Raw genomic sequence first — 18,394 nt, forward strand, 5'->3', positions numbered from 1 at the left:
GATCTCCCTGTGATCAGAGTTTCAGGCCGCAGGCTTCAAAGGCCGCACGGGTCGCGCGTTTCTCATCTTCGGTCAGTTCAAGGCAGGGCGGGCGCACGCGGCCGCCGGTCTGGCCCAGCAGATCCTGCCAGTATTTCTGGTGGCTGTGCGGCTTTTCCGCCGGACGGGTGGATTTCAGCGCATGGCGCACGGGGTCAAGGCTGTCACGGATCGCCCGCGCCTCCCCTGCCTTTCCGGCAAAAGCGAGGTCTGTATACTGCCGCATCCGCCGGTCGTTCTTCGTCTGGATCAGATAGGGCGGCGAGGAACACAGGTAGAGCCGCCAGTCCAGTTCAAGGATATTGTCCAGCCATTCCTCTTCCGAGGCGGTAGAGACGATGATCCGGTCGCCTGCCAGCCGGGTGAGTTCGGCATACATCTCGCGCGGGACGGAATATTTGATCGCCACCACAGTTTCGATGTCGGCCAGCCGGTTGCAAAGCTGCGGACTCATCAGATAGCCGCTGTCCGGGTGGCTCCACAGCGCGATACCGATGTCCACCTTGCTGGCGATGGTTTCGTAGTAGCGCAGCAGGGTTTCATCCTGCTCCTTGAAGAAATGCAGGATCGGCGCGTGGACGACGATGTAATCGGCACCGCAGGCCTGCGCGTGTTTCGCCAGATCAATCACCACATCCATGTTCTGATCGGAACAGGACATGATCGTCTGCGCGCGGCCGCCTGCTGCCTCCACCGCAAGGTCGAAGCTTCGCTTGCGCTCTTCCAGCGACATCGAGAAGAACTCGCCCTGCTTGCCAGCGATGAAGAATCCGTCGATTCCCAGATCCTCGATCCAGTGATCCATGTTGCGGCGGAAGCCTTCCTCGTCGATCGACAGATCCTCGCGGAACGGCATCAGCGCCGCTGCCCAGATGCCGCGCATATGGGCGAAAGCGTGGGATTTGGCGGTTTCACGGGTATATTTCATGGTTCAAGTCCTGTCATGGCGCGCCAGAGTTTTTCCGGCGTCAGCGGAAGTGAAAGATCAGGGGCATCGAAGGGCAACAGCGCATCCTGCACCGCATTCAGCAGCGCGGCGGGCACGCCGATGCAACCGGCCTCACCCACGCCCTTGAAGCCCATCTCGTTGGCGGTGCTGGGCAGGGGTTGGCTGATCAGCCGCACGGGCGGCATGTCGCTGGCGCGGGGCACCGCGTAATCCATCAGGCTGCCGGTCAGTAACTGGCCGTCGGCATAAGCCATACGTTCCATAGTAGCGGCGCCAAGGCCCTGGGCCAGACCACCGATCAGCTGGCCCTGCACCAGCATCGGGTTCAGCACACGCCCCGCATCATCGACCCAGGTGATCCCCTCGACCGTCAGATGGCCGGTATCGGGACAAACTGCCACTTCGGCCAGAACCGCACCCGAGGCCCAGGCCTCGCCCGGCGCCTCATAGCGTTCCCTGACCGAAACCGGGCCGATACCCGACCAGTCATTCCGCGGGCCAAGCTGGTCGAGCATCCGCCGGGCGGCGCGTGCCATGGCTGTGCCGCCGATGGCGGTCGAACGCGACGCCAGCGCACCGATGCCTTCGGGCACCGCCTCGGTATCGCCCTGCACCACGCGCACGCAGTCGGGGGTCACGCCCATGATCTCTGCCACGATCTGCGCGAAGGCGGTTTCACGCCCCTGCCCTTGTGCCGACGATCCGGTCAGCGCGGTGAAGGTACCGTCAGCCTCCAGCCGTAATTCGGCACTTTCCCAACCCTGCCCGCAGGGCTCGATATAGAGCGCGAGGCCAAGGCCGCAGACCGCGCCCGCCGCGCGTCTCTCGGCCTGCCGCGACCGCAGGCCCGCGTAATCGGCTTCGCGTTCCAGGCGGCCCAGCAGCGCCACGAAATCACCGGAACAGATCGCCTCACCCGTCGGCGTCGCGCGCGGAAAGGCACCGCGATAAAGCGCACGGCGCCGCATCTCCAGCGGATCAAGGCCCTGCGCCTGCGCCGCCTTGTCGATCAGCCGCTCCATCAACATCGCCGCTTCGGGCCGCCCGGCCCCGCGATAGATGTTGACGGCAGCGCCCGGCGTCAGATGCGCCTGCGCTTCGATATCCACCGCCTCGATCGCATAGGGACCGGGCAGGATGCGCCCCGCATTGCGGATCGGCGCCAGCGCCGAATAGGGCATCCAGTGACCCAGCGGAAAGCGCAGCTCCGCCGACAGCGCAACAGGCAGGCCCTGATGATCCAGCGTCAGCACGGCGCGGGTTTCACCGCCACGTCCTTGCGTCGCCGCCTGAAACTCCTCGGACCGGGCGGCGGTCCATTTCACCGGACGGCCGAGCCGCAACGCCGCCAGCGCCACCACCGCATCCTCGGGCATCAGGGACGCCTTGCCGCCAAACGCACCGCCCACATCCTGCGTCAGCACCCGGATCGCGCTGGGCGCAAGGCCAAGGATCGCCGCCAGATCGGTGCGGCAGCGCTGCGGCGTCTGGGTGGACAGATGCACCCTCAGCCCCGCGCCCTCGGGCAGCGCCACCGTCGCGCGCGGCTCCAGCGCCATAGGGGCGACAAGCGCATGGTCAAGCTGCACCGAAATCTCGCGCCCGGTCTGCGGCACGCCGGATTGCCAGCGGTGGCGCAGCACCCGGCGGGCGGCCAGCGGCTCTTCTGCGATGTCAAAGGCAATCAGTTCCACCGCATCGCGCGCGGCCTCGCGGGTTTCAGCGATCACGGCGGCAATGGCCTGACCGACCGCCTTCACCCGGCCCGAGGCCAGCGGCTCCAGCGGATGCACCTCGGCGCCGGGCAGCAGCGCATTCACGGCCGCCTGCCCCAGCCCGGCAAAATCTGCGGCGGTCAGCACGGCGATCACGCCTTCTGCCACAGCCGCCTCCGAGACATCCAGATCGGTGATCCGCCCCGCTGCATAGGGGCTGCGGAGAAATTCCAGGAAAAGGCAGCCCTCGGGCTGATGGTCGTCAACGAAACGGCCCGCGCCTTTGAGCAGCCGCGCATCTTCGCGCCGCGCCATCGCCTTGCCGATCCATGAGACTGTCTGCTGCATCCGATCCTCCGATACCGGCAGCAGACCATGTTCGTGCACATTCAAAAAGACGGATTTATTCTATATTTTGATATTGCAAACAATATGTATGGCCGGACATATGGCTATGCCCGGCCGCACAGTCTCAGATGAAGCGGTTCCACAGGTTTTCAAGCCGCTCCTGCCGCCCGGATTTCGGCTGCGGCTCAATCCCTTCCGCCGTCACCCGCGCTGCCGCCTGCTCCAGCGAGCCTTCCAGCATCGCTTTGGCAGCAGGCGTCTGCCAGCCCGCGTAGCGCGCGGCGCGCGCGGTCTCCAGCCCGCCATCTTCCAGACAGGCTGCCGCCGCCTTCAACGCCCGCGCACAGGTATCCATACCGCCGACATGGGCAAGGATCAGATCCTCGGGGTCGAGACTCTGGCGCCGGATCTTGGCATCGAAATTGGTGCCGCCGGTGGTATAGCCGCCCGCGCGCAGAATTTCGTAGAAGGCCAGCGCCTTTTCCGCATGATTGTTCGGGAACTGGTCGGTATCCCAGCCGGACTGGTAATCGTTCCGGTTCATGTCGATGGACCCGAAGATGCCCAGCGAGGCGGCCAGCGCGATCTCATGCTCAAAGGAATGCCCGGCGAGAATGGCGTGGCCCTGTTCGATGTTCACCTGAACTTCCTTTTCCAGACCGAACTGGACAAGGAAGCCGTAAACCGTAGCCACATCGTAATCATACTGGTGCTTCGACGGCTCCTGCGGTTTTGGTTCGATCAGGATGGCGCCCTTGAAGCCGATCTTGTGCTTGTAGTCGACCACCTGTTGCAGGAAGCGCCCGGCATGTTCCCGTTCGGCCTTCAGATCGGTGTTCAAGAGCGTCTCATAGCCCTCGCGCCCGCCCCAGAGCACATAGTTCTGCCCGCCCAGCCGATGCGTGGCATCCATGTTCGCCTTCACATTGGCGGCGGCATAGGCATAGACGTCCGGATCGGGGTTGGTGGCCGCGCCTGACATCCAGCGCTTGTGGCTGAACATGTTGGCGGTGCCCCACAGCAGCCGCGCCTTGTGGCCGGCCTGCTTTTCACCGAGGTAATCCACGATTTCCTCAAGATTGCGCAGGCTTTCGGCGAAGGTGGCGCCTTCGGGGCGCGCATCGGCATCGTGGAAGCAGTAGAAGGGCGCGCCCAGGATATCGAACATCTCAAAAGCCACATCGGCCTTGAGTTTCGCCAGCGCCATGGTGTCCCCGAACCAGGGGCGATCAAGCGTCTGACCTCCGAACGGATCGCCACCCGGCCAGGCGAAGCTGTGCCAATAGGCGACAGCAAAGCGCAGATGCTCTTCCATCCGCTTTCCGAGGATCACCTCGTCAGGATTGTAGTGCCGGAAGGCAAATTCATTCGTGCTGTCAGGGCCTTCGAAGCGGATGGCAGGAATACCCTTGAAGAAGTCGGTCATGTCAGTCCTCGGATTGCGGATTGTGCGGCGCGGAACCGGGCATGGCCCGCGTCGAAAGCATCGGAAAGCGCGGCGACCGGCTCGATCACATGCGCGATGGGGGGAAGGGTGGCAATTTCCGCCCCCGCCCCGGTGGCGGCCATCAGGGCCAGACGGGCGGCACCAAAGGCCCCGCCGAAATCGCCCGCCTCGGGCAGCAGCACAGGCACGCCCAGCGCGGTGGCAATGGCTTGCAGCCAGTAGGCGGAGCGGGAGCCGCCCCCGACCGCGATCAACCGCTCCAGCCGCGTGCCGGTGGCGGCCAGCGCATCCCGGCAATCGCGGAAAGCGAAAGTCACGCCTTCCAGCACCGCGCGCGTTCCCGCCGTGCGGTCGGTTGCATGTTCCAGTCCGATGAATGCCCCCCGCACGGCAGCATCGTTCAGCGGCGTGCGCTCGCCTCCCAGATAGGGCAGGAACAGCGTTTTGCCCGGCGCCTGCACCGCGCCCAGTTCAGAGGTCAGCGCCGCCGCATCACGATCCACGAACCGGCCATACCAGTTCAGCGCATCGGTCGCGGCCAGGATCACCCCCATCTGGTGCCAGGTCTGCGGCAGGGCGTGGCAAAAGGTATGCACGGCGGTTTCCGGCGCGGGCTGATAGCCGTCATTCGCGGCAAACAGCACGCCCGAGGTGCCCAGGCTGACAAAGGCATCGCCCGCCCGCACCACGCCGACGCCAACCCCGGAGGCCGCGTTGTCGCCCCCGCCGCCCGCGACGACCACACCCTCGGGCAGGCCCCAGCGCCGCGCGAGTTCCGCCCGCAGCACGCCCGAAACCTCGGCCCCCTCGACCAGCCGGGGCATCTGCGCCCGAGAAAGGCCGGTAGCTGCCAGAAGGTCATCAGACCAGTCGCGCGCGCCGGTATCGAACCAGCTTGTGCCGGCGGCATCCGACATCTCGGCCACATGCTCCCCGGTCAGCCAGAGCCGCAGATAATCCTTCGGCAACAGCACCCTGGCAACGCGCTGCCAGAGTTGCGGTTCGTGCAGGCGCAGCCAGTCGAGTTTGGGGGCCGTGAAGCCGGGAAAGACGATATTGCCGGTGATGCGGCGAAACATCGGGTCGCCGTCCAGCACTGCCGCCTCGGCATGGGCGCGCGTGTCATTCCACAGGATGCAGGGGCGCAGAACCTCGTCCGCCGCATCCAGCAGCGTCGCCCCATGCATCTGACCCGACAGGCCGAGCCCCTTGACGGCCGCAAGGCTGGTCCGGCGCGCCAGACCGTCCATCACCGTTTCCGCCGCCGCGATCCAGTCGGCCGGGGATTGTTCGCTCTGTCCTTCTGCCGGGCGCGAAACCGCCAGAGAGGCGGTGGCTTCCGCCACGACCCCCTGGTTTTCGTCGATCACCACGCCCTTGAGGCCGGAGGTGCCAAGATCAAGCCCGATATACATATCAATAGGCCTGTGGGGGGTTCTTGCCCAGGATGATCATTCCCAGAATGTCATCATCCGTCACATCACTCACGTTCACCGTGCCGACACGCTGGCCGTTTTTCATCACCACGGCACGGTCGCACAGTTCCATCACCGCATGGATGTCATGCTCGATCAGGAAGATGCCCAGACCCTGCTTTTTCAGTTCGGCAATGAGTTCCGCCACCATCTGCGTCTCGTGGGGGCCAAGCGCGGCGGTCGGCTCGTCCATGATCAGGATTCTGGCGTTGAAATAGACCGCGCGCGCGATGGCGACCGACTGCCGCTGTCCGCCCGACAGTGCCGAAACCGGCACGTTGAACTTGCGGAAGTTCGGGTTCAGCCGTCCCATGATCTTGCGGGTCTCGGCCTCCATCGCGATGTCGTTCAGAAAGCCGCCCGGCCCGATCAGTTCCCGCCCCAGAAACAGGTTCGAGGCGGCATCGAGGTTGTCGGCCAGCGCGAGCGTCTGGTAGATCGTCTCGATATTATAACCGCGCGCATCGCGGGGGCTGCGGATTTCGGCCTTGTTGCCGTTGATGAAAATCTCGCCGCTGTCCATCTGGTAGGCGCCTGACAGGCACTTGATCAGCGTCGATTTCCCGGCGCCGTTATGGCCCAGCAGACCCACAACCTCGCCCGGATACAGGTCGATCGTCACATGATCGACCGCCTTGATGCCGCCGAAGGAGATGGAGATGTCGCGCATCTCCACCAGCGGGGTTCCCTTGTTCGTCATGTTCCGTCCCCCTTACTTGGCGCGCTTGCGGTAAACGATGTCCAGCCACACGGCGAGCACCAGAACCGAGCCGACGACGATGTTCTGAAGCGCCGCGTCAAAGCCGATCAGCACCATGCCGGTTTGCAGGCTCTGCATCACCAGCGCGCCGATGATCGCGCCGTAGATAGTGCCGACGCCGCCCGCCAGCGAGGTGCCGCCGATGACCGCCGCCGCGATGACATAAAGCTCGTCCAGCGTGCCCAGTGCATTGGTGGCCGAGTTCAGGCGGGCCGAGGCCACGACCGAGGACAGGCCGGTCAGGAAGCCCATGACGGCGAATATCTTGACCGTCATCCATTTGGTGTTGATGCCAGAAAGCTCGGCCGCGTCGGGGTTGCCGCCCATGGCAAAGACATAGCGGCCAAAGCGGGTGCGGGTGGAAACGACTGTCATCACCACACCAACCCCCAGCATGATGAGCACCGGGATGGCCCAGCCATGGCTGATGAACAGTCCCGCCTCGGGCACTTCAAGATTATTTGCAGCTGCATACTGGCGCACGATTCCCTTGGGCCATGGATAGGCGTTGACCAGCAGCGTCGCGCCGATCACCAGACCGCAGCCCAGCGCAGCCAGCACGCCCTCAGCCCAGACCGGGCGTTGCGGGAAATCATGCAGCGCACGGGTGCGGCGGCCATTCCACAACATCCACAGGATTGCGGCACAGGCGATCAGGGCAACGATCCAGCTTCCCATGGCGCCAATCGCCCCGTAGGGCCCGCCGCCCAGCAGCGAGAACGTGCTGTCCAGCGGCGAGATCGTCTCACCGCGCGCCAGAAGGAAGGCAAAGCCACGCCAGACCAGCAGGCCGCCCAGCGTCACGATGAAGGCCGGGATACCCCGATAGGCCACCAGCCAGCCGTGGAAGGCCCCGATGGCCGCGCCCAGCGCCATGCCGACCAGCGCCGTAATCACCCAGATCAGCGGGTGACCCAGCCCCAGAAACTCGGGCAGGATGCGAGCCTGCACGATGCCCATGACCATGGCGCAGAAGCCCAGAACCGAACCGACTGACAGGTCGATATGGCGCGTGACGATGACCAGCACCATGCCACAGGCCATGATGCCGATAGAGGCGGTCTGGACCGACAGGTTCCACAGGTTGCGGGGGGTCAGAAACGAACCCGAACCCTTGAAGAAAACACCGAAAAGGTGGAAGCCGACCCAGATCAGCAACAGCGCGCCGATCATGCCCAACAGGCGGGTGTCGATTTCGGTTGCTTTCAGGAAACGGGACACGGGGCCGGAGGTCGCTCCGGCGCGGGTATTCGAGGATGATGACATGGGATCGTCCGGCACTACGGTGAAAAGGGTGCAGACGGGCGAGGCGAAGGGCCATATCCGCCGGGCCGTTGTCGCAGCTCGGGCAGCCTCGCCGCCCATGAAAGTCGGCGAGGGTCAAAGACCCCCGCCGACGCAGGTCTTACTTGCAGGCCGCCACGTCGTCGGCAGCCCCCTCGCAGGCCTGCTCTTTCGAGATATGGCCAGCGTCGATCACAACATTCAGGTTTTCCTTTGTGATCGGGGTCGGCGCGAGGAAGATGGCGTTCATTTCAACGCCTTTTTCCCCGCCCGAGAACTTGGACGCACCGTCAACGGCATCCAGCGCGGTGCCACCGGCCAGTGCCGAAGCGATCTCGGCCGCCTTGGCGCCAAGCTGACGCGAGTCTTTCCAGACCGAAACAGTCTGGGTGCCCCGCGCCACGCGGTTCAGCGCGGCGAGGTCGCCATCCTGCCCGCCGATCGGAATATTCAGACCCTGCGCCTGAAGTGCAGCGATGGCGCCGCCGGCCATGCCGTCATTCTGCGCCAGAACCGCATCGACCTTGTTGTCGTTGGCGGTCAGGATCTGCTCCATGTTCTCTTGCGCACCTTCGGGTTTCCACCCTTGGGTGAACTGCTCGCCCACGATGGTGATATCGCCCGCGGCCACTTTCGGCGCCAGAACCTCTTCCATGCCTTCGCGCAGGAAGCCCGCATTGGCGTCGCCCGGATCGCCCTTGATGATGGCATAATTGCCCTTCGGCGCCGCCTCGACGACCTTCTCGGCGATGATTTTGCCAACGCCTTTGTTGTCGAAGGTCAGATAGAAGGTGCGCGGGTCTTCGATCAGCCGGTCATAGGCCACAACGGGAATCCCCTCGGCTGCGGCTTTCTCAATGGCCGGGCCGATGGCGTCCTTGTTGTAGGCCAGCACGATGAGCGCATCGGCGCCCTGGGTGATCAGCGCCTCGATATCCGTCAGCTGCTTGGCCTCAGATGCCTGGGCATCGGCCGAGATATAGCTGTTGCCCGCTGCTTCCAGCGCACCCTTGATCGCGGCCTCATCGGTTTTCCAGCGTTCTTCCTGAAAGTTCGACCAGCTCACACCGATGGTCAGCCCCTCGGCCAGCGCGGCCGAATTGAACCCGGCAGCCGCCACGACCGCGGCGATCAGCGCATTACGCATGTTTCTCCTCCCTATGGATGCGGCCAGCGAATGGCCGGTCCGACGGATTCGTCGGCACGCCCTGAAACTGCCCATAATAATTTCAGTTGTCAAAATAAAAATAATCGTCAAACACTGGATACGCTGAAAACAAGACCGAAACATGACGCCGCAGCGCAGAAATTCCGCCACATACGCGCCGCAATGCAGCGTTTTTATTTGGAGGTCAAATAAATGAAACCGCATGAACCCGAGCGTCGGACCCCGGACCGGGTTGGATGCGGCCCGCTGATTGCCCCGCTTTCCGAACAGACGCGCCCCCTGCGGCAGCAGGTTTTCGAACGGGTACGCGCCGCCGGGCTGATCCCGCGCGTTCAGGTCGCCAAGGAACTGGCCGTCTCGCCTGCTTCTGTCACGACGATCACGCAGGAACTCATCGAAAGCGGTCTGATTGAGGAGGTCGCGGCCCCGCGTGACGGCGACCAGCCCGGTCGTGGTCGCCCTGCGGTAGCGCTGGGCGTGCGCGCCGGGGCACATCTTGTCGCCGGCATGAAACTCTCGGACCGCGAACATACTGCCGTTGTCGTCGATTTCGCGGGCAAGCTGATCGCAGGCGACGTGATCCCGCGCCGACCGGGCGCCATGAACCTGCCCGAACTGCTAGACGCGATGGATACCCTGCTGCACCGCGTCTGCACCAAGGCGGGCATCACCCCGCGCGATCTTTCGGCCATGGGCCTCGGCGTACCGGGTTTTGTGGACTGCGAACAGGGAATGGTGATGTGGTCCTCGGTTCTGGCGGACCGGGGTGTGGCGCTGGCCCAGGCCGCCACCGCGCGCATCGGCCTGCCGGTGCATATCGACAATGACGCAAATCTGGTGACGCTGGCCGAGCTGTGGTTCGGCGCGGGCCGCAGCCTTGCCGATTTCGCCGTGGTCACCATTGAACACGGCGTCGGTATGGGTTGCGTCATCAATCACCGGATCTATCGCGGGGCACGCGGACTCGGGATGGAGCTTGGCCATACCAAGGTGCAACTGGATGGCGCGCTGTGCCGCTGTGGGCAACGCGGCTGCCTTGAAGCCTATGTCGCCGACTATGCGCTTGCACGCGAGGCGACCACCGCGCTGAACTGGGCGCACAAGGAAGGGCAGTCGATGAATGTCCTTCTGGAAAGCCTGTATGACCATGCGAAGGCAGGCAATACCGCCGCGCGGTCGATCTTTCGCCGCGCCGGGCGCTATCTCGCGGTCGGGCTGTCAAATGTGGTGAACCTGTTCGACCCCTCGCTGATCATCCTGTCGGGGGAACGGATGCGCTACGACTATCTGTATGCCGCCGAAACTCTGGCCGAGATGGAGCAGCTTGCCATCTCGACCGGACGCCCGAAACCGCCGGTCAAGATCCACGCCTGGGGCGATCTGCTCTGGGCGCATGGCGCGGCGGCGCTGGCCCTGCATGAGGTCAGCGAACGCCTCCTGGCCCCGTCGCGAGAGGTGGCGGCACAATAATCCGGCTCAGGATTGGTGCCATGCCATGAACGATCCGCCAATATACCGCCGGTTCGTCGCGTCCTTGCCCCTGTCTCGCCCCAATTCGAAACCAATAGTCCCTCATGGACCTGCATAAGACGCATGGGGACGACAATGGACAGACTGACCGAGATGGAAGCATTCGCCACCGTGGTGGATCAGGGTGGTTTTACGGATGCAGCCAAGAAGATGGGCATCTCGAAATCCGCCGTGTCCAAGCACGTTTCGGCGCTGGAGGCGCGGCTTGGCGCGCGTCTGCTGAACCGAACCACGCGCCGCGTCAGCCCGACCGAAATCGGGCTTGCCTATTATGACCGCGCCCGCCGCGTCCTGAACGATGCGGGAGAGGCCGATGCGCTGGTCACCTCGATGCAAAGCGCGCCTTCGGGCCTCTTGCGGATTTCGGTGGCAACAGACTTCGGCGTGAACCTCCTGTCGCCGATTCTCGGCGAGTTTCTGGCCGAATACCCGGAAATCACCGTGAACATGGTGCTGAACAACCGCTATGTGGAACTGATCTCCGAAGGCTTCGATATGGCGATCCGCGTGGGCGAGTTGGAGGATTCGAGCCTCCGCGCCCGCAAGCTGACCGAAACCTCCAAGCGGATGATCGCGGCACCCGGCTATTTCCAGAAATATGGCCGCCCGCTGAAGATCGACGACCTGAACGAACACAAGCTGTTGCACTATTCCAACCAGGCCAATGGCAACGTCTGGAAGGTGACGGCGCCTTCGGGCGAAAAGCGGCAGGTGCGCTCGAACGGCTGGCTGACGGTGAACGATGGCCAGTCGCTGCTGAATGCCGCGATTGCCGGGCTTGGCATTGCCTTCCTGCCTTCGTTCCTCTGCGCCGAAGCAATGCGCAAGGGTCAGGTGGAAGAGGCGATTCCCGGTCTGCCGGTGGAAATGCTGGGCATTTATGCGGTCTATCCGCCCGGACGCTTCACTCAGCCCAAGGTCCGGGCCTTCATTGACTTCCTCGCCCGCCGCTTCATCGAGAAGGGGCCGGATAACTGGTGACGGCGACGCGACGGCACGACTTTACGGTGCGGTGACCAACTGGGCGGAGATCGCAAGATCTCCGCCCTTCTGTTTTACCCGCACGCACCGGCGAATCAACGCCCGCCCCCCGGAACCTGCGCCGCCCCATGGATAGCGGCGATTGTGGTTCACCCCACAAGATGCGATAGTTTTCGCAACTCTTGTCAGGGGAGAGGCGCGTGGCCCGGTTTCGTTCGTTTCCAGTAGTTGGCCTGATCGGCGGAATGACCGCCCTTGCAGCCCTTGCCACCCCGGCCGGTGCGCTTGAACCTGTAGAATTTACAGTGACTTCCGGCCCCGACGGGCTGAAGAAAGACCTGCGCAATGCCTCCGCCCTGCTGGGCCTGCAATCCGAAGGCAAGACCGCCGCGGAAGATGTGTTTTCGGCAGCCCGCGCTGAATATGGCCGACTGGTCAGCGCCGCCTATGCGGCCGGCTATTACTCGCCTGTCGTCCACGTCCTGATCGACGGGCGGGAAGCCGCCGGCATCGCCCCGCTGGATGCGCCGAAGGCCATCGGATCGGTCCGGGTGACCATCGACCCCGGCCCGGCGTTCAAATTCTCGGAAACCCGCGTCGCGCCGGTTCCCGCCGGAACCGAAATGCCCGAGGGATTCGCCCCCGGCAAACCCGCCGAAAGCGGGCTGGTGCAGGAGGCAGTGCAGACCGGCGTTGACGCATGGCGCGACGACGGCCACGCCAAGGCCGAGGTTGCAAGCCAGGACATTGTGGCCGATCACCGCAGCAACACGCTTGCCGCACGGGTCGGCCTTCAACCCGGCCCCAGACTGCGCTTCGGCAAGCTGAAGATCGAGGGAGAAGAGAGGATGCGCGAGCGCCGCATCCACAAGATCGCGGGCCTGCCGGAGGGTGAGGTCTTTGACCCCGACGCCCTGAAACGCAGCGCGGAACGGCTGCGCCGTACCGGGGTGTTCCGCTCGGTCACGCTGACCGAGGATGAAACCATCACCTCGCCCGATTTTATCGGTATCACCGCCACCGTGGTCGAGGAAAAGCGCCGCCGCTATTCCATCGGCGCCGAAATCGCGAGCCTCGACGGGATGAGCCTGACCGGCTACTGGCTGCACCGCAACCTGATGGGCGGCGGCGAGCGGCTGAAGGTCGAGGGCGAGATCGACAATATCGGCGCGCAGAACAGTGGCGTGGACTACGGTCTGGGCGTCACGATTGATCGTCCCGCAACCCTGACACCGGATACCACCCTGAGCTTTTCAACCAAGGTGGCCCATCTGGACGAAGAGGATTACACCGCCGACATTGGCACGCTTGGCATCGGCTTCAGCCAGTACTTCTCGGAAAAACTGACCGGGCGCGTCGGACTGGAATTCACCTATGCCAAGGTCGATGACATCATCGCCTCTTATACCTACGAACATCTCGCCCTGCCGATCGGCGCCACCTGGGACAGCCGCGACAACAAGATGGATGCGCGGGAAGGCTATTACCTGGATACCGAGCTGCGTCCCTATCTGGGTTTCGGCATCACGGACAGCGGCGCGCGGCTCAAGGCAGACGGCAGGGCCTATCTGACATTTGGCGACAAGCGCCCCGTCACCCTTGCCGCTCGGGCGCAGGTCGGTGCGATCTTCGGCGGCGATCTTCTGGGCACGCCGCGCGACTATCTGTTCTATTCGGGCGGCGGCGGCACAGTGCGGGGTCAGCCTTATCAATCCCTTGGCATCGATTCGAAGGCGCTTTACGGCGAAAAGATCGGCGGCATGGCCTTCGCGGCGCTTTCGGCAGAGGTGCGCGCCCGCGTCACCGACACCATCGGGATCGTTGGCTTCGCTGATGCGGGCTATATCGGCGCCACCGATTTCGGCGATTCCTACGGCGACTGGCATGCAGGCGCCGGCCTCGGCCTGCGCTACAACACGGGCTTCGGGCCGATCCGACTGGATGTCGCGGCCCCGGTCGCGGGCAGCACCGGCGACGGCGTTCAGATTTATGTTGGTATCGGGCAGTCCTTCTGATGAAACGCATCCTTGTTCTCGCCCTCTGCACCCTGCCCTTCGCGGCGCATGCACAGCAGGATGACCGCGACTGGCTGACCGCTCTGCTGGAGGACAACCTTTCCGACGCCGGGCGCAAGGTGACGATCACCGGTTTTGCCGGGGCGCTGTCGTCACAGGCCACTATCGAAAAGCTGACCATCGCCGATGATACCGGCATCTGGCTGACGCTGGATAAGGTGGTGCTGGACTGGAGCCGGTCGGCCTTGCTGACCGGACGCCTGTCCGTCGACCGGCTGACGGCAGCGGAGATCGTGCTTGACCGCCTGCCCGCGACCAGTGCCGATACCAGCCTGCCCGCGCCCGAGGCCACGGCCTTTGCCCTGCCCGATCTGCCCGTTTCAGTCGAGATCGGCACCCTGGGCGCCGACCATATCGTCCTGGGGCCAACCGTGCTGGGCCAGCCGGTCGAGGCGACGCTGAATGCCTCAGCCAGCCTCGCCGGAGGCGAGGGCAAGGCCACGCTGACCCTCAGGCGGACGGATGACGCGCCTGCGGGCGATGTCTCCCTGACTGCCAGCTATGCCAATGAAACAAATGTTCTGGCGCTGGATCTGGCCGTGGAAGAGGCCGCAGGCGGCATTTCTTCCTCGCTGATCGGTCTGCCCGGCAATCCGGCAATCGAGCTCACCGTGAAAGGTGAAGGCCCACTTTCCGACTACGCGGCTGATATCCGGCTGGCCTCGGGCGGGTCGGAACGACTTGCCGGCAAGGTAACGCTTGCTGAAGCCGCAGATGGCGGGATGCGCTTCACGGCCGATCTGGGCGGCGATCCGGCCCCGATGTTTCTGCCGGAATACGCCGAATTCTTCGGCGATGATGTGAAACTGGCCGCCCAGGGCACGAAGGCCGCGGATGGCCGGCTGACGGTCGATGATCTGACGCTGCGCACCCAGGCGCTCGAATTGCGGGGCAATCTGGCGCTGGCGGCGGACGGGCTGCCCGAACGCTTTGCCCTGCGCGGGTCGCTGGGGCAGGATGGCGCGCCGGTCCTGCTGCCGCTCAGCACCGATATTCCGACCTCGATCACCCATGCCGATATCGCGCTCGGCTTCGATGCGTCCGAGGCGGAGGCATGGACTGCCGATATCGCGATGACAGGCTTCGACCGGGCCGACCTGAAGCTGCGCGAGGCGAAAATCGCGGGCAAGGGCCTGATCACCCGCGAAGAGGGCAAGCCCGCCGTCTCGGGCGATTTCGACATCACCGCCGACGGGATTGAACCGACGGACCCTGCACTGGCGCAGGCGCTGGGCGCAGGCGTGAAGGGCAGCGTCGGGTTTCGCTGGCGCGAAGGTTATGACGCGCTGCAACTGACGAAACTGGCGCTCAATGGGGCCGACTACAGCTTTGATGGCACCGTCAACATTGCGGGGCTGGAGGAGGCGCTGTCACTCACCGGGCAGGGCAACCTGCGCGCCGATGATCTGAGCCGCTTTGCCGCGCTGGCCGGGCAGCCTGTTGGTGGCCGGGCAGAGATGACCCTGGGCGGGTCTTATGCCCTGCTGGGCGGCAAGTTTGACGTGACCGGCCAGATCAACGGTACTGCGCTGCGCACGGGCATCACCGAGGCCGACAACCTGCTGGCCGGGTCCAGCACCATAGACCTTTCGGTAATCCGCGACGAAACCGGGCTGCGGGTGCGGCAGCTTGACCTTGCAGCGGCAAGCCTGCGCGCAAAGATCAGCGGCCAACTGGCCACCAGCGGCAGTGACCTGTCTGCCGATCTGGATTTCACCGATCTGTCCGCGCTGGGCGGGCCCTATGGAGGCGGGCTGACCGGGCGCGCGCGCTTCACCGGCACACCAGAAGCGGGCACCGTGACCTTCGATGGCACGGGCAACGCGCTGAAGATCGGCGTTCCCGAGGCCGACTCGCTGCTGAAAGGCGACTCAGCCATCTCCGCAGAAGCGGGCATCGCCGGAGAGACTGTTGATCTGCGCAAGCTGGATATCAAGGCCGCCAGTCTTGCGGCTTCGGCGCGTGGCACACTGGCAAAGACCGGCAGCGATGTCAGCGCGGAACTGGATTTCAGCGACCTGCGTGCCCTCGGCGGCGCCTATCGCGGCGCGTTGAGCGCGACGGCAAGCTTCAGCGGCACACCGGAAGCAGGCAAGCTGACCGCGAAGGCGACGGGCCGCAACCTCGCCATAGGGCAGGCCGAGGCCGACCGGCTTCTGGCGGGGGAAACCCGACTGGCCGCCGATCTGATGCTGGATGGCGGGCGGATCAAGGTCAACACCGCCACGCTGGACAATCCGCAACTGCGTGTCGCCGCAGACGGCAATATCACTGATGCCACGCGGCAGGTGAACCTGACCGCCGATCTGGTGAACCTTGCGACACTCTTGCCGGAGTTTCCGGGCCGCCTGTCAGTTCGCGGTCAGATCGTGGACGACGGCAACAGCTATCGGCTGGATCTGACCGGCCAGGGGCCGGGCGGGATCGACGCCAAGGTGCAGGGCACCATGAGCCCCGATTTCCGCACCGCCAATCTGACAGCTGTTGGCGCGGCACAGGCCGCGCTGGGCAATGCCTTCATCGACCCGCGCACAGTTTCGGGTGGCATCCGGTATGACCTGGCGCTGCGCGGCCCGCTGCAACCCGCTTCACTCAGCGGTCGCATCAGCCTGTCAGACATCCGTGTCAGCGATCCGTCACTGCCGACCGCCCTGACCGGCTTCAACGGCACGATCAACCTGTCAGGCGGCCGCGCGGCGCTGGATCTGTCCGGCAGTTCGACCTCGGGCGGCAATATCCTGATTGGCGGCGCCATCGGCCTCGCCGCGCCCTATGTGGCCGATCTTGTGGTGCAGCTTCAGCAGCTGATCGTGAAGGACCCGCAACTCTTCACCACGCGGATCAACGGCAGGGTCACGATGCAGGGCCCGCTGACCGGCGGGGCACAGATCGCAGGCAATATCGACCTCAGCGAGACCGAGCTTGTCGTGCCCTCCACCGGGCTCGGCGCTGCGGGCGGGCTGGAGGGGCTGCGCCATGTGTCGGAGCCTGCGGATGTTCATGCCACGCGCGCGCGCGCCGGGCTGCTGGACACGGCTGCGGGCGATGGGGCGGGCAGCGGGCGGCCCTATCCGCTCGATCTTCGCATTTCAGCGCCGCAGCGGCTGTTCATCCGGGGCCGGGGGCTGGATGCCGAACTGGGCGGTGAACTGCGCCTGCAAGGCACCACAGCCAACGTCGTGCCCTCCGGCAGCTTCAACCTGGTACGCGGGCGGTTGGACATCCTTGGCAAGCGATTGACACTGTCCGAGGCGCTGTTGCAGCTTCAGGGCGATTTCGACCCGTTCATCAGCATTCTCGCCTCCAACGACGATGGCGAGATCGTGAGTTCGGTGAAGATCGAGGGGCAGGCAACCGACCCGAAGATCACCTTCATTTCGCAGCCTGAACTGCCGCAGGAAGAGGTGCTGTCTCATCTGCTGTTCGGGCGCGACCTGACCTCGCTGTCGGCCTTCCAGGCCGCGCAACTGGCCAGCGCGGTGGCAACGCTTGCGGGTAAGGGCGGCGATGGCATCATCGGCAAGCTGCGGAAGGGCTTTGGCCTCGACGATCTGGATGTCAGCACCGATGCGCAGGGAGATACCACGCTGAAGGCGGGCAAATACATCTCGTCCAAGGCCTATACCGAGATCGAGGTGGACCAGAACGGTCAGGCCAAGATCAACCTGAACCTCGACCTCAGCAAGACGGTCACGCTGCGCGGCTCCGTCGGTGGTGAGGGCGAGACCAGCATCGGGATCTTCAAGGAAAAAGATTACTGATCCGGCGCCGGGGGCAACCCCGGCTCTGGCACATTCGCCGCTTCGGCATCGACCGCCGAGCCCAGCAGCACCGCATAAGCGCTGAAATACAGCCACATCATCAGGATCACCACGGCCCCGATGGAGCCGTAAACCTGGTTGTAGCTGTTGAAATTCGCCAGATAGAGCACAAAGCCGCGTGATACCGCGAACCACAGCACCATGGCCACCAGCAAGCCGCGGGTGAACAGGCGCACCTCGATATGATCGGGGCGATTGGGGCCAAAGCGATAGGTCAGCGCCAGCCCCAGCACCAGAAGGCCCAGCGCAAGCGCCATATTGCCCAGATCCAGCACCAGCGCCGCAAAAGGCCCCAGCGGCAGAAACCGCAGCAGGACGGGCACGACAATCGACGCCAGCAACGCCGCCAGCGCGATCACCACCAGCAGAAGGGTCAGGCCCATCGACAGAAGGATGGCGTAAAGCCCTGACCGCTCCGGGTGATGGTGCACGGCATTCAGGCCGGAAATCATGCCTGCGACGCCAGAGCGGGCCGACCAGAAGGCCACCAGCAGCGACAGGATCGAGGTCCAGCCCAGCTCGCTGGAACTGCTTGCGGACAGCAGCGCCTCGACCTGGGTGTTCAGAACGGAAAAGGCATCCTGTGGCAGGAAATCGGCCAGCAGCGCCATCTCGTCACGGATCACTGTCGGATCGGCTGCAAAGCTCCAGAGCGCCATGACAAATGCGATGGCCGGGAACAGGGACAGGAAGCCAAAGAAGGCCACACCGGCGGCCACCATGCCCAGATTGGCCTGTGATGCCCGCGTCATGATGCGCAACAGTCTGCGTTTCAGTCGCTTGAGCATCTTCATCCGTAATC

12 protein-coding genes are annotated in these 18,394 nt (G+C 64.4%); 4 read left to right on the top strand and 8 right to left on the bottom strand.

Annotation, left to right across the window (positions count from 1 at the left end; all coding sequences use genetic code 11):
* Positions 1-13: 13 nt before the first annotated feature.
* The 7 genes from AO684_RS18045 to xylF form a co-directional block, all read right to left on the bottom strand.
* Positions 14-967 carry a dihydrodipicolinate synthase family protein gene (locus AO684_RS18045; protein ID WP_054304126.1) on the bottom strand — a complete coding sequence of 318 codons (954 nt, stop codon included), beginning with the start codon at positions 965-967 and terminating at the stop codon, positions 14-16.
* Positions 964-3,051 (bottom strand): xanthine dehydrogenase family protein molybdopterin-binding subunit, encoded by a 2,088-nt coding sequence (locus AO684_RS18050; RefSeq protein ID WP_054304127.1) that lies wholly within the window; start codon positions 3,049-3,051, stop codon positions 964-966. Before AO684_RS18050 ends, AO684_RS18045 begins: the two co-directional genes overlap by 4 nt.
* A 124-nt stretch (positions 3,052-3,175) precedes the next feature.
* A complete protein-coding gene (xylA, locus tag AO684_RS18055; RefSeq protein ID WP_054304128.1) occupies positions 3,176-4,477 on the bottom strand; it encodes a xylose isomerase in 1,302 nt (433 codons plus the stop codon).
* A complete protein-coding gene (xylB, locus tag AO684_RS18060; protein ID WP_054304129.1) occupies positions 4,474-5,913 on the bottom strand; it encodes a xylulokinase in 1,440 nt (479 codons plus the stop codon). Before xylB ends, xylA begins: the two co-directional genes overlap by 4 nt.
* Before the next feature lies 1 nt (position 5,914).
* Entirely contained in the window at positions 5,915-6,673 is a 759-nt protein-coding gene (locus tag AO684_RS18065) for an ATP-binding cassette domain-containing protein (protein ID WP_054304130.1), read from the bottom strand.
* 12 nt (positions 6,674-6,685) lie between these two features.
* Positions 6,686-7,999 carry a sugar ABC transporter permease gene (locus AO684_RS18070; RefSeq protein WP_054304131.1) on the bottom strand — a complete coding sequence of 438 codons (1,314 nt, stop codon included), beginning with the start codon at positions 7,997-7,999 and terminating at the stop codon, positions 6,686-6,688.
* A gap of 139 nt (positions 8,000-8,138) precedes the next feature.
* Positions 8,139-9,164 carry a D-xylose ABC transporter substrate-binding protein gene (gene xylF, locus AO684_RS18075; protein WP_054304132.1) on the bottom strand — a complete coding sequence of 342 codons (1,026 nt, stop codon included), beginning with the start codon at positions 9,162-9,164 and terminating at the stop codon, positions 8,139-8,141.
* Positions 9,165-9,377: 213 nt separating this feature from the next.
* Between xylF and AO684_RS18080 the strand changes: the two genes are divergently transcribed.
* From AO684_RS18080 to AO684_RS18095, 4 genes are all read left to right on the top strand, one after another.
* On the top strand, positions 9,378-10,655 hold the full coding sequence (locus AO684_RS18080) for an ROK family transcriptional regulator (protein WP_054304133.1): 1,278 nt from the start codon (positions 9,378-9,380) through the stop codon (positions 10,653-10,655).
* A gap of 135 nt (positions 10,656-10,790) precedes the next feature.
* A complete protein-coding gene (locus tag AO684_RS18085) occupies positions 10,791-11,696 on the top strand; it encodes a LysR family transcriptional regulator (RefSeq protein ID WP_054304134.1) in 906 nt (301 codons plus the stop codon).
* Between the two features lie 245 nt (positions 11,697-11,941).
* The gene (locus AO684_RS18090) at positions 11,942-13,711 is read left to right on the top strand and encodes an autotransporter assembly complex family protein (protein WP_054304135.1); all 1,770 of its coding nucleotides are present in this window, start codon (positions 11,942-11,944) and stop codon (positions 13,709-13,711) included.
* Positions 13,711-17,532, top strand: a complete 3,822-nt coding sequence (locus AO684_RS18095; RefSeq protein ID WP_054304136.1) for a translocation/assembly module TamB domain-containing protein — start codon at positions 13,711-13,713, stop codon at positions 17,530-17,532. The genes AO684_RS18090 and AO684_RS18095 overlap by 1 nt, the downstream gene beginning before the upstream one ends.
* Here the strand turns inward: AO684_RS18095 and AO684_RS18100 are convergent.
* Positions 17,526-18,386 carry a YihY/virulence factor BrkB family protein gene (locus AO684_RS18100; RefSeq protein WP_054304137.1) on the bottom strand — a complete coding sequence of 287 codons (861 nt, stop codon included), beginning with the start codon at positions 18,384-18,386 and terminating at the stop codon, positions 17,526-17,528. The two genes, AO684_RS18095 and AO684_RS18100, sit on opposite strands and share 7 nt — an antisense overlap.
* Positions 18,387-18,394: the final 8 nt, after the last annotated feature.

It is taken from the genome of Gemmobacter sp. LW-1 (genome assembly GCF_001303875.1).
In the GTDB taxonomy this organism is placed as follows: Bacteria; Pseudomonadota; Alphaproteobacteria; order Rhodobacterales; family Rhodobacteraceae; genus Gemmobacter; species Gemmobacter caeni.

Coding starts and splice junctions, on each gene's coding strand:
- AO684_RS18050 (WP_054304127.1), bottom strand. CDS start 3,051: ATGCAGCAGACAGTCTCATGGATCGGCAAGGCGATGGCGCGGCGCGAA.
- AO684_RS18100 (WP_054304137.1), bottom strand. CDS start 18,386: ATGAAGATGCTCAAGCGACTGAAACGCAGACTGTTGCGCATCATGACG.
- AO684_RS18090 (WP_054304135.1), top strand. CDS start 11,942: ATGACCGCCCTTGCAGCCCTTGCCACCCCGGCCGGTGCGCTTGAACCT.
- AO684_RS18065 (WP_054304130.1), bottom strand. CDS start 6,673: ATGACGAACAAGGGAACCCCGCTGGTGGAGATGCGCGACATCTCCATC.
- AO684_RS18070 (WP_054304131.1), bottom strand. CDS start 7,999: ATGTCATCATCCTCGAATACCCGCGCCGGAGCGACCTCCGGCCCCGTG.
- AO684_RS18045 (WP_054304126.1), bottom strand. CDS start 967: ATGAAATATACCCGTGAAACCGCCAAATCCCACGCTTTCGCCCATATG.
- xylA (WP_054304128.1), bottom strand. CDS start 4,477: ATGACCGACTTCTTCAAGGGTATTCCTGCCATCCGCTTCGAAGGCCCT.
- AO684_RS18085 (WP_054304134.1), top strand. CDS start 10,791: ATGGACAGACTGACCGAGATGGAAGCATTCGCCACCGTGGTGGATCAG.
- xylF (WP_054304132.1), bottom strand. CDS start 9,164: ATGCGTAATGCGCTGATCGCCGCGGTCGTGGCGGCTGCCGGGTTCAAT.
- AO684_RS18095 (WP_054304136.1), top strand. CDS start 13,711: ATGAAACGCATCCTTGTTCTCGCCCTCTGCACCCTGCCCTTCGCGGCG.
- xylB (WP_054304129.1), bottom strand. CDS start 5,913: ATGTATATCGGGCTTGATCTTGGCACCTCCGGCCTCAAGGGCGTGGTG.
- AO684_RS18080 (WP_054304133.1), top strand. CDS start 9,378: ATGAAACCGCATGAACCCGAGCGTCGGACCCCGGACCGGGTTGGATGC.